The organism is Shewanella sp. A22, assembly GCF_053850585.1.
The window spans coordinates 1-12,888 of sequence record NZ_JBSQBN010000047.1 but is presented as its reverse complement, the minus strand read 5'-3'; the positions used below and the strand labels follow the sequence as shown (position 1 = coordinate 12,888).

General features: G+C 42.3%; 8 protein-coding genes. 7 read left to right on the top strand and 1 reads right to left on the bottom strand.

The annotated features are described in order from the left end of the window. The first annotated feature begins 173 nt into the window (after positions 1 to 173). The 6 genes from ACWXWT_RS10390 (at position 174) to purF (ending at position 9,357) form a co-directional block, all read left to right on the top strand. Entirely contained in the window at positions 174 to 4,208 is a 4,035-nt protein-coding gene (locus tag ACWXWT_RS10390) for a FimV/HubP family polar landmark protein (protein ID WP_456041516.1), read from the top strand. Between the two features lie 129 nt (positions 4,209 to 4,337). After that, positions 4,338 to 5,123 carry a tRNA pseudouridine(38-40) synthase TruA gene (gene truA, locus ACWXWT_RS10385; RefSeq protein ID WP_456041515.1) on the top strand — a complete coding sequence of 262 codons (786 nt, stop codon included), beginning with the start codon at positions 4,338 to 4,340 and terminating at the stop codon, positions 5,121 to 5,123. A gap of 95 nt (positions 5,124 to 5,218) precedes the next feature. After that, positions 5,219 to 6,496 carry a bifunctional tetrahydrofolate synthase/dihydrofolate synthase gene (gene folC / locus ACWXWT_RS10380; RefSeq protein ID WP_456041514.1) on the top strand — a complete coding sequence of 426 codons (1,278 nt, stop codon included), beginning with the start codon at positions 5,219 to 5,221 and terminating at the stop codon, positions 6,494 to 6,496. A gap of 70 nt (positions 6,497 to 6,566) precedes the next feature. Continuing rightward, positions 6,567 to 7,169 carry an SPOR domain-containing protein gene (locus tag ACWXWT_RS10375; protein ID WP_456041512.1) on the top strand — a complete coding sequence of 201 codons (603 nt, stop codon included), beginning with the start codon at positions 6,567 to 6,569 and terminating at the stop codon, positions 7,167 to 7,169. A gap of 150 nt (positions 7,170 to 7,319) precedes the next feature. Beyond that, positions 7,320 to 7,808 carry a CvpA family protein gene (locus tag ACWXWT_RS10370; protein ID WP_456041511.1) on the top strand — a complete coding sequence of 163 codons (489 nt, stop codon included), beginning with the start codon at positions 7,320 to 7,322 and terminating at the stop codon, positions 7,806 to 7,808. A gap of 34 nt (positions 7,809 to 7,842) precedes the next feature. Next, positions 7,843 to 9,357: an amidophosphoribosyltransferase gene (gene purF / locus ACWXWT_RS10365; RefSeq protein ID WP_456041510.1), complete on the top strand. Its 1,515-nt coding sequence runs from the start codon at positions 7,843 to 7,845 to the stop codon at positions 9,355 to 9,357. A gap of 123 nt (positions 9,358 to 9,480) precedes the next feature. On the opposite strand, the gene ACWXWT_RS10360 is transcribed toward purF, so the two are convergent. After that, a complete protein-coding gene (locus ACWXWT_RS10360; protein ID WP_456041509.1) occupies positions 9,481 to 10,191 on the bottom strand; it encodes a tRNA (adenine(22)-N(1))-methyltransferase in 711 nt (236 codons plus the stop codon). Between the two features lie 171 nt (positions 10,192 to 10,362). Here ACWXWT_RS10360 and ACWXWT_RS10355 point away from each other — a divergent pair, with 171 nt between their 5' ends. After that, positions 10,363 to 12,309 (top strand): DNA topoisomerase III, encoded by a 1,947-nt coding sequence (locus tag ACWXWT_RS10355; protein ID WP_456041508.1) that lies wholly within the window; start codon positions 10,363 to 10,365, stop codon positions 12,307 to 12,309. Positions 12,310 to 12,888 lie beyond the last annotated feature (579 nt).

The following is a 12,888-nucleotide window of genomic DNA, read 5'->3' as shown; positions in this document are numbered from 1 at the left end:
TTTATAGTCGTAAACATATCATTTTTAACATCAATAACATCGAATTTGCCTGTAAAACTGGCTCGTCATGGATGTGAACCGATATAGTTAACGACCATAATACTCACGATAAAAAATTGCCTAAAGCCTGTTGCCATGCTGGTAACTCCATCGCGCTAAAAGGGAAGGATTGGATGACTTTGCGTACTTCATATATTGTAGGTTTGATTGCCTGCGCCTCTGTTGGTTTTACCAATGTGCAACTGATAGAGTCTGCACAGGCAGAAACGCTCAAAATTACCGGGCCAAATGGCGAGGTAAAACAGCAAGTTAAACGGCAATATGGGCCCACTACATCCCGAGACACATTTTGGAGTATTGCACAAAAAGTTAGGCCGAATGATAAGGTCAGTGTGTATCAAGTGATGGCAGCACTGTTTGATGCAAATCCACATGCTTTCAGTGGCAATAATTACAATACCTTAGAAAGGGGGATGATATTATTGGTCCCCTCAGCAGATATTATTGCCGCAATTCCTAACGATGTAGCTAAACGACGTGCAGAACAAGATGACCGAAGCGTCAGCAGGCAAGCTCAGTCTCGTCCCGTTGTGAGTCAACCTGCTCAACCACAACCCACAGTCACACCTAAAAGACCAACTGCCGAAAAACCGCTGCAAATCGTTCAACAAACACCAGCCGTGGCCGTACAAACTAAAGCAATAAAAGATGCTAATGAGGTGGTGGTAAGCGAGTTAAATAACAAGTTAGACAAGGCAAATGCAAAAACATTAATGCTGACAGATGAGCTTGCTCGAGCACAAGATGAATTAATGGTCAGTAACAATGACAACCAAGTGTTGAAAAATAAAATTGAACAAATGACATTAAACATTTCGTCACTTGAAGAAGATTTACAATTATTACGCGAAAAGTATGAAAGTTTAACCTTAGAAAATAAAAGTCTACTCAACAAAACTGAAAATAGTGACGTTGCAGTAGAAGAACCTGCAAACTTTTGGCGAAGTTTGATGGACAACACTATTTTGTTGGTCCTTGCGGCATCAATTCCGCTTTTAGTTATTTTTGGACTTATCTTTTGGCTGCTAAGTCGCCGTAGTAAAAAGTCTCAACCGTCGGATATAAAATCAGCAACAGACACAGAAACGCAGTCAGTAACTGAATCTGACTCAGCACAAACCGATGATGACACTGTTATTCACTTAGATTCAAATGAAGAAGAGTCAATTGATGACTTACTGGATCTCGATAGCGTTAATTTACAACCCGAGACTGAAATGAGTAGTGATGCCGAGATGGACATGGCATCAGAAATGTTTATTAGTGAAAAAGAAATAGAAGACGAAGATGATGGTGAAGGCACTTCACTAGATGATTTATGGGCCGAGGCTATGGAGGATCAAGATTCTGAACTTGAGCCTCTAGAAGATGACGATGATCTCGACAGTTTGCTTGAAGGCTTGGATGACGAACCCTCTGGAACCTTGAACTCTGCAGCTCCACAAGATGATTTAGACGGTTTGCTAGCTGGTTTAGACACAGATAAAGATTCAACAAAAGATCAAGCTGATGATCTTGATGCTTCAGCGGAAAATGACATTGATTCACTACTTGCTGAGTTTGACATGCCAGCAGAATCAGCGGCAGAAGCAGACGATACGCAAGCTTCAGAGCCACCGCAATCGGCTGACAGCAACACCGACGATGACATTGATTCGCTACTTGCTGAGTTTGACATGCCAGCAGAATCAGTGGCAGAAGCAGACGATACGCAAGCTTCAGAGCCACCGCAATCGGCCGACACTAACACCGACGATGACATTGATTCACTACTTGCTGAATTTGACATGCCAGCAGAATCAGCGGCAGAAGCAGACGATACACAAGCTTCAGAGCCACCGCAATCGGCTGACAGCAACACCGACGATGACATTGATTCACTACTTGCTGAGTTTGACATGCCAGCAGAATCAGCGGCAGAAGCAGACGATACACAAGCTTCAGAGCCACCGCAATCGGCCGACAGCAACACCGACGATGACATTGATTCACTACTTGCTGAGTTTGATATGCCAGCAGCATCAGCGGCAGAAGCAGACGATACACAAGCTTCAGAGCCACCGCAATCGGCTGACAGCAACGCCGACGATGACATTGATTCACTACTTGGTGGGTTTGACATGCCAGCAGAATCAGTGGCAGAAGCAGACGATACACAAGCTTCAGAGCCACCGCAATCGGCCGACAGCAACACCGACGATGACATTGATTCACTACTTGCTGAGTTTGATATGCCAGCAGAATCAGCGGCAGAAGCAGACGATACGCAAGCTTCAGAGCTTCCGCAATCGGCCGACACTAACACCGACGATGACATTGATTCGCTACTTGCTGAGTTTGACATGCCAGCAGAATCAGACGATACGCAAGCTTCAGAGCCACCGCAATCGGCTGACAGCAACACCGACGATGATATTGATTCGCTACTTGCTGAATTTGATTCAGTTGACAGTGATACCACAACAGAAAATGAAAGTGATATCGATAGTGCGTTAACGGGCTTATCTGCAAGTAAAGAAGATGATATAGAAGTTACCGATTTTCCCCCTTTAACCAGTGCATCGGTTGACAACGACGATGATATTGCCGCGTTAATTGCTGCCGAACTTCAAGATACGGCGAATGAAGACGAACAAGAGGCTAGTGATGATGATATCGATGCATTACTGGACAGCTTAAATGAACCTATTATTGATTCAACATTGGATGACAATGATGAATTACCAATACAAGAACAACAAAATACCCATATTGACGATTTAGCAGCTCAAATAGCCGCTGAACTCGATGATGAAGATCTCGATGGTGAAATTAATGACAATGAAACCACAGATGAAGACATTGATGCCTTATTAACTAGCCTAAATGAGCCTGTTACCGAATCTGAGTCAAATGAGCTGGATAATGACGATGTTCAAGCACAAATTGCAGCTGAGTTAGAAGACGATTCATCCGATGAAGAATCAATAACAGATGAAGAGTCTGAAGATGATATTAATGCTTTATTAGCAAGTTTTACAGATGACACATCAGCAGTCACAGATATTAAAGATAGCCAACCTATTGATGATTCAGAGTTATTTGATGAACTTGAAGAGCACCTTAATGATAACGAATCAGCTAAAATAGGTGATGCGGATATTGTTGAAACGGATGAACCGCTTCAGCCTAACATTGATGAAGACATTGAAACAGATGCAGAAGTTGATAGCCACCATGATGATGCCCCTTTATTGGATGCCTCAGCAGACACCGAAATTGATGCTCCATTATCCTTAACTGATAGTGATGATGTAGATATTGAAACTGATGCAGAAGTTGATAGTCACCATGATGATGCCTCTTTATTGGATGCCTCATCTGACACTGAAATTGATGCCCCGCTACTCTCAACTGATAGTGATGATGAAACATTGGAGCCAGAAGTCGAAACCATATCCGCTCAAGATGTGGATACCGATGATGGCCTTGAGGCTTTACTCGCGCAAATGGACGATGAAGACGTTTCATTAGCGGCCGAGCAAACTCAAACCAGTAAAGAACCGAGTCAATCAAATGACCAGCAGGTCAATAAGCCTAAGTTACTCGACTGGGAAAGCGATTTACTTAACGCGGCTGAGTCTGCCGCTAGCGAAAATGAAATTGAAGCTCCAGAGGTCAGTGACGATGACCTACTGGCTGCATTTTCACAGTCATTAAACGATGATGAAGATGATGATTATACTTCTGAAGATGACTATATTCTGAGTGACGATAACTTAACCGTCGATGAAGCTTTGGCGGCACTAGATCAAAAAGAACATACAGAATATAAAGCCAGTGATGATGACTTAATGCGTTTTGAGCGTGAAAACGGCTATATCGACATTGATAAATTGTTAAATGATGCTGACGAAACCGATGACAAAACGGATCAGTATAAAGATGTTAATGTTGATATGGGGTCAGTTAATTCGTTAATTGGCAACGCCGATATGGTGGATGTTGATGATGAAGAAAACTCCGTGAATGCCAAACTCGATTTAGCCAGAGCTTATATTGAGATTGAAGATCAAGACAGCGCTAAAGCCTTGTTAAAAGAAGTACAAATGGACGGAAATGATCGTCAACAATCAGAAGCGGCTAACCTACTTAAAAGCTTTAATTAACTTGGGTGATCAATCTAACGTGACGAAAGTAAATTGCCTCACGTTAACCTTATAAAAGCAAACGGCGCAGATACATGCGCCGTTTTTTTATGGTAAACTGCGCGCCATTATTAAGCAGAGGATATTGGCATGCGGGTCGCGTTAGGTATTGAATATGATGGTAGTGGTTTTTTCGGATGGCAGCGCCAAGCCGAAGTCGATTCAGTGCAATCCCAGCTTGAAAAAGCCTTAAAATATGTGGCTAACGAACCCATAGACGTTTTCTGCGCCGGACGGACGGACGCTGGCGTACACGGCACAGGGCAAGTGGTGCACTTTGACACCAATGCGCAGCGCCCAATGACCGCATGGACACTAGGTGTCAATGCTAATTTGCCAGACTGTATCGCAGTTAGATGGGCAAAAGAAGTCGATGACAGCTTTCACGCGCGTTTTAGTGCAACAGCAAGGCGCTACCGATATGTTATTTATAATCATCAATTGCGACCTGGGATTTTACGTTCTGGCGTGAGTCATTATCATGGTGATATTAATGAAAACCTGATGCATCAAGCCGCACAGCTTTTATTAGGCGAACACGATTTTACCAGTTTTCGGGCGATACATTGCCAATCTAAAACCCCATTTAGAAATGTGCATCAAGTCAATGTGACTCGCCAAGGTATGTATGTAATGATTGATATTCAAGCCAATGCATTTTTACATCATATGGTGCGAAATATTGTGGGGTCGTTACTTGAAATTGGTCTAGGTAATCAACCAATAGAGTGGATTACACAATTGCTGGCTTTGAAAGATCGCAACCAAGCAGCAGCCACAGCAAAACCGAATGGTTTGTACCTAGTTGATGTTACTTACCCTGAACAATATCAATTACCTAAGTTATCACTTGGCCCATTATTTATGTTGGACTAAAGTGCTCTCTAAACATATTTATTAAGATGTAACATTGAGTTTTTATATTTTCGCCACACCGACTAGAGTTTGCAAAAGTTAAATGGTATTGAATAATGTCAATCGTGTCTCAAATTAAGGTGCCAAATCAACAATCAAGCCTAAATCAATGGTTGGATTACTTATTAGCAATTCACCCTAACGAAATAGATATGGGGTTAACAAGGGTTAATGCTGTTGCCGAGCGTTTAAACGTGACGGATTTGGCCCCAGCTAAAGTGATTACGGTTGCAGGTACTAATGGCAAAGGCACCACATGTGCCATGCTTGCATCCATTTTACGCCAAGCCGATTTGTCTGTTGGGGTGTATAGCTCACCTCATTTACTGCATTACAATGAACGGATCCAGGTTAATCAACAAGATGCTACTGACGCATCATTGATTGAGGCTTTTTGTGCCATTGAGACAACTCGAGGTGATATCTCATTAACCTTTTTTGAATATGCGACCTTAGCGGGATTATATTTGTTTAAAGCTGCTAGAGTCGATGTCATCATTCTTGAAGTGGGCTTAGGTGGACGGTTAGATGCCACTAATATTATAGATTCTACAGCCACTATTTTGACCTCTATCGATCTTGACCATCAAGAATATTTAGGCAATACACGTGAACAGGTCGGTAAAGAAAAAGCAGGGGTATTTCGCTCAGATTGCCTCGCCATCATAGGCGAGCCAGACTTACCCTTGAGTGTAACGCAATATGCAGATCAACTCCGTACAACACTTTACCGTGTAGGACATGAATTTTATTACCTTAAAGACCAGAGCCAGCCAGCACTATGGCATTTTGAGTCTGCGCATAAGTCCTATAACAGCTTAGTTGTGCCAAGATTACCGTTAGCTAACGCCGCGAGTGTCGTTGCGCTACTAAGCCATATTTGGCCGAATATAAATCAGCAACAGATTAATAAAGGCCTACAGCAAGCTCAATTAGCTGGGCGGCTAGAACAAGTGAGCGAGCAACCATTAGTATTGTTGGATGTTGCACATAATCCCCATGCCGCAAGGTATTTAGCGCAGCAATTACAGGCGTATCAAGGCCGTCGTATTGTTGCATTATGTGGCATGCTTAAAGATAAAGACATCACAGCGGTATTGGCGACATTAGCGCAACAAATTAGCCATTGGAACTTAGTGAGTTTAGATAATCCACGTGGCGCATCTGCTCAAGCATTGCGTCAAGCATTGCCCAATGACAGTAGTCGTCAACATACCAGTGAGTTTGTTGATATTGCCAGTGCATGGCAATCCATACAAGCGACGATAAATGCGGATGATGTGGTTATTGTTTTTGGCTCCTTTTATACTGTAGCTGGGTTTAAATCGTTATAAACACTATTATGTTAGGCGTTGGTTTTAGCAACCATTATTAACCTCGTCTTGTTAAAAAAGGGAATTAATTTTGAATCGACAATTTCAAAATCGTTTGGTCGGCACCATCGTATTAGTGGCCTTAGGGGTGATTTTTTTACCTGATTTATTAGACGGTAAAAAAGCACAAGTGGTCGAAGAGTTTACTGAAATTCCTTTACGGCCCGTACCGTCAACCACTGCAGATAATACTGCAGATGCCAATAAGGCCAAACCTGTCGAAGAGTTTCAGGTATTAACGATTGCAGAGCCACAAGACCTCAGCAATGACGTAGTTGAGCTTGGTGACGTCGAAGCAACCCAAGACGCTAGCCAAGTAGGTAAACCATCAACGGCAGTCAAAAAAACTGAACCTCAAATTGCTAATAATGTTACCCACTCTGTTACGGCCGGTTTTACGTTACAATTAGGTGGTTTTAATAATATTACCAATGTAAAAGCCTTAATCACGCAGTTACGCAAGGCAGGGTTTAATGCCTACACACTGCCTAATGTACCTGTTGAAGGTAAATTAACCCGAGTATTTGTTGGCCCTGAAGTGTCTAAAGAAAAACTTAAAGCTCGTCAGCAACCGATATTCAACTTAACCGGATTAAAAGGCAAAATCGTAGCCTATAATCCACAAGAACAATAACCTATTCAGACGGTTTTGCTTGCGTGATTAATATTTACAATTTGATTGTTCTTAATCACGCAAGAATAATTTGTGCAATCAGAGGTGAGAAACATTTCTGTCTCTGTTAGAATCCCGCCGTCTTGAACCTTATACCGGATCCCCATCTCCATGGTTTGGATTGATTACGCAATACTTATTGTCATCGGGTTATCAACTATTATTAGTTTGATCCGTGGATTTGCCAAAGAAGCCATGTCTCTTGTGGTTTGGTTTGCCGCTTTCTTTATCGCTAGCCAGTTTTACCTTGATCTCGCTGCGCATTTAACCCAAATGCAGGACGAGTTAGTCAGAAACGGTGTCGCGATTGCCATTCTTTTTGTCATTACCCTGATCCTAGGGGCATTAGTGAATTATTTATTAGGTCAGTTAGTGGCTAAAACTGGTCTATCTGGCACAGACCGTGTATTAGGTCTTTGCTTTGGGGCCATTCGTGGCGCCTTGATTGTTAGCGCATTACTGTTTTTTATGGATGCTTTTACGGCATTCCCTGACACGCAATGGTGGCAGGATTCTGTACTCGTACCTGAATTTGGCGTGGTTATTCAGTGGTTTTTTAACTACCTCGAAAACACCTCAAGCTTTGTACCCAAAATATAAACATAAAAACACCTTACAGTGAGGAACCTTACCCATGTGTGGTATCGTCGGAATAGTAGGAAAATCAACAGTTAATCAAACCATTTATGATGCACTGACCGTGCTTCAACATCGTGGACAAGACGCAGCAGGTATTGTCACTGTTGACATTAATGCGTTTCGTTTACGTAAAGCTAATGGCTTGGTTAAAGATGTGTTTGAACCTAAACACATGCAACGTTTACAAGGCAATGCTGGTATTGGTCATGTTCGTTATCCTACCGCGGGTAGCTCAAGTGCTTCTGAAGCACAGCCATTTTATGTTAACTCGCCATTTGGTATTTCATTAGCCCATAACGGTAACCTGACTAATACACTTGAATTAGCTGACAACCTAGTAAAAAAACGTCGTCATGTTAACACCACCTCAGACTCAGAAATTTTGTTAAATTTGTTAGCCGACGAACTGCAAGAAACCCGCAGTTTAACGTTAAGTGCTGATGAAGTATTTGATGCTGTTGCCAAAGTGCATGCACAAACTCGTGGTGCTTATGCTGTTGTGGCAATGATTATTGGTCAAGGTTTAGTTGCATTTCGTGACCCTTTTGGTATACGTCCATTGGTGCTTGGTAAGCATGAAACGGCAACTGGCACCGAATACATGGTTGCCTCAGAAAGCGTGGCACTGGATGCAGTAGGTTTTGAAGTGATGCGTGATGTGGCACCAGGCGAGGCGATTTATATATCACTTGATGGCCAGTTATTTACCCGCCAATGCGCTGTTGATCCAAGTTATGCTCCGTGTATTTTTGAATTTGTATATTTTGCACGTCCAGATTCAAGCATCGATAAAATCTCAGTTTACGCCAGTCGTGTCAACATGGGGGCAAAGCTGGGGGAAAAAATTAAGAAAGAATGGGAAGACCACGACATTGATGTTGTTATCCCTATTCCAGAAACCTCGTGCGATATCGCCTTAGAAATTGCTCGTTGCATGGATTTACCGTATCGCCAAGGGTTTGTTAAAAACCGTTATATTGGCCGTACTTTTATTATGCCTGGCCAGCAAGAACGTAAAAAATCTGTCCGTCGTAAGCTCAATGCTATTAATACCGAATTTAAAGGTAAAAATGTGTTGCTAGTTGACGATTCAATTGTACGTGGCACTACGTCTGAACAGATTATCGAAATGGCACGTGAAGCAGGGGCGAAGAAAGTATACTTTGCCTCAGCAGCACCAGAAATTCGCTTCCCTAATGTGTATGGTATTGATATGCCAACGTCTAATGAGCTTATTGCCCATGGTCGTGATGCCGATGAAATTGCTAAAATCATTGGTGCTGACGGCATTATTTTCCAAGATTTAAGCGACTTAGTTGAAGCGGTAAGAATGGAAAATCCAGAAATTAAGCGTTTCGAAACATCTGTGTTTGACGGTCATTATATTACTAATGACGTTGACCAAGCGTATTTGGACCATTTAACACAGTTGCGTAATGATGATGCCAAAGCGAATCGCTCAAAAGACATTGGTACAAACTTAGAAATGCACAACGAGTGTCATCCATAAGTTAACCAGCGTTTATTAGCCATAGAAGCCAGCATGAAAATGCTGGTTTTTTATGTTCGATTAAAAAGCACAATAACCCGCGATAACAAAAGTACAAGCAGGACGCTAGTCCACCCTTGTTTTCTATCCGTTAAGCCTAGCGTTCAGTTCACTATAGTGTTCAAGGGCTTGTGACACTGCATTTGGGTTGAATTGGTTTATTTTACGGTAATGTTGCAGTGTTTTTTGTAGATATCGTGTCGCAATATCTTGTTGGATTAGGTCGGTTGTATGCCATATGCTATTGCCAATTAGCGTAATGGGATATGTTGCCATTTTTCCCTCAACTGGCACGGATTTGTGACCAAAACGAACATAGATAATTTCATAGAAACGACGGTTTTCTTCAATCAGTTTCTCATCAATTAAACCACAATCAAGTTGAATAAGATGTTGGCGTAATTCATATTGATGATGAACCGGACACAAGATAAAGTCGATTTCGCGGTCACAATGTTGCTGGCAAAGTGAATTAACAAACTCGATCATCAAATCGCCACCCACTCCGGCAATAATCACTAAGGGTGTATGCTCATCTTGGTCCAAAGGAATAACTGATATATCAGCACAATGCACTTGCCATTTGGGTGGATGTTGTTGTGGGTAAAACCGCTCAAGCTTAGTGGTTAACTGTTGCATTAATGCAGGCACAATATCGACAAAATGGATCATCGCCGCTTGCCTGTCTAGTAATGCGGCGCCGAGTAATCCATGGTCGCAACAACAATCCCAAATATGTGTATAACCCTTGGGGATCATCTTGTTGATATGTGTTAAGCGGTGGCCGAGTTTCATCTATTTATCATGTTTGGAAGTGAACTTGCGCATTGTAATGATTTAAATTGATATGTCGCTAATTATTTCGTGTTTGCAGCTTGGCGTATTTAACGCTAATCTATACTGTAAATTTATACAGTTAATTGGCGCAGTTCATCTTATTGAATGCTAGCAGCCCAACAGTGGATTATGATTTTATATATTGCAGAAAAACCCAGCTTAGGTCGTGCAATTGCCGACGTGTTGCCAAAGCCGCATAAGAAAGGTGATGGTTTTATCACTGCTGCCAATGGTGACTGTGTGTCATGGTGCATTGGCCACTTATTAGAGCAAGCCGAACCAGACGCTTATAACGATGCGTTTAAGTCGTGGAAACTTGAACATTTACCCATAGTGCCACACACGTGGAAACTACAGCCTAAGCCTAAAACCCGCAGCCAACTTACGGTGTTACGAAAATTAGTCAAGCAAGCATCATCGATCATTAATGCTGGAGATCCAGACCGTGAAGGGCAGTTGCTGGTCGATGAAGTGATTTCTTATTTGGGTATAAAAGGCGACAAGCTTAATCAAGTGCAGCGTCTGTTAATCAGTGACTTAAATCCACAAGCAGTAAAACGAGCATTAGGGCAGTTACGCAGCAACCGAGAGTTTATTCCCTTATCAACCTCGGCATTGGCCCGTAGCCGTGCCGACTGGTTATACGGTATGAACATGACCCGGGCTTACACCATTCAAGGCCGTAAAGTGGGTTACCAAGGTGTATTGTCGGTTGGTCGAGTACAAACGCCTGTTCTTGGGTTGGTGGTACGTCGCGATGATGAGATTGCCAATTTTAACCCTAAGGCATTTTATGATGTATTGGCGCATTTAGTTACCGACCAACAACTCACTTTTACAGCCAAGTGGCAACCTAGCGAAGCATGTCAGCCATATATGGATGAAGATGGCCGAGTATTAGCGAAAGGCTTAGCCGAAAACGTCGTTGCCCGTATTAATGGTCAACCCGCTGAAGTCACGAAATTGGAGGCCAAAGATAAACGCCAAAATCCACCATTACCTTACAGCTTATCAGCATTACAAATAGATGCAGCTAAACGTTTTGGCCTATCGGCTAAAGAGGTGCTTGACACTTGCCAAAGTTTGTACGAGCGTCATAAGTTGATTACTTATCCACGCTCAGACAGTCGCTACTTACCAAAAGAGCAACATGCTTTAGCGCCAAGAGTATTGGACGCCGTGCTCAAAGGCGCTTCAGACTTAATTGAAGGTTGTGAGTCTCCTAATAGCAAACTTAAATCTAAAGCGTGGGACGACAGCAAAGTAGATGCTCACCATGCGATAGTGCCAACAGAAAAGGTGGCTAACTTATCGGCATTATCAAGTAACGAAGCCAAGTTATATCAACACGTGGCAAGGCAATATTTAGCCCAGTTTTATCCCGCTTATATCTATGCTGAAACCGCCGTTGAAGTGACTATTGTCGGTGGATTATTTACTTCTAAAGCTCGCCAAGATAAAACAATGGGCTGGAAACAATTGTTTAAGCGAACTTCCACAACAAGCTCGTCCAATAACGATGACGATAATGATGATGCGGTACAATCGTTACCGCCACTGGCAAAAGGGCAAATGTTACTGTGCCAGCGCGGTGAATTACTCGAAAAAATGACTCAAGCCCCAAAACATTTTACCGATGCCACATTACTCGGGGCTATGACGGGCATCAACCGTTATGTGACAAACAGCGAGATAAAAAAAATCCTTAAAGAAACCGATGGCTTAGGAACAGAAGCCACTCGTGCAGGAATTATTGAATTGCTGTTTAAGCGCGGTTATTTAGTTCGCCAAGGTAAAGCAATTAAAGCGACACCTGTTGGCGTTGGCTTAATCCGCAGTTTACCAGAATCAGCAACCACCCCCGACATGACCGCCTTATGGGAAAATAGCTTGGATGCCATCAGTCAAAAACGTCTAAAATATGATGCCTTTATGCAGCCATTGCTGAGCCAGTTAGATAGCCTCATCACTCAAGCATCAAATCAATTACCATCAGCATTGCAAGGTGTAGCGAGTACGGCACCGAAACGCAGCTTTAAAAAGTCTTATAAGAAGAAAGCCAAGACAAAAAGCTAAGAATGGTAATATGGTACTAAAAAGCGATAACAAACGGTGATAAGCAAACGCTGCGCTGATTGTAACAAGTGTTAAACAAAGCGAGGTGAAAAGCTGAATCACCAATGAGAGCCATTGAAGAGTGTCGAAGTAGGCATTAATTAAAATCGACCATGAGGTATAAAGCTCTTATGATTCAGAAGGCCTCAACTTAGCTGTAGAGCTTACTTTAACCCAATGAAAAAGATACATTATTACTAGTTTAGTGATTCCGCTTACACAAGCTAAAGTTAATAACGGCCAAGCATCTTTTAGACCCATAGCACAAGAAAATGCGATAGTTGATATATCCATCAATAGAATAAATAGACTTATACGGATATCAATAGCGCCAGTATGGCCTGATTTTAGTATTATACCAATCCCATTAAATATCGGGTCAGTTCAGAGTCTCTCAGGTTTTTCAATTCAAGGCACATTGATATAGAAATGGTTGTTGCCTTTTAAATCGATGTAACACAGAAGTGGAATACCTGAGAGACTCCATTCTGGCGGGTTTCAAAGTCCTTTATGCTTCGTTAGATGCTTTCAAAATACGAC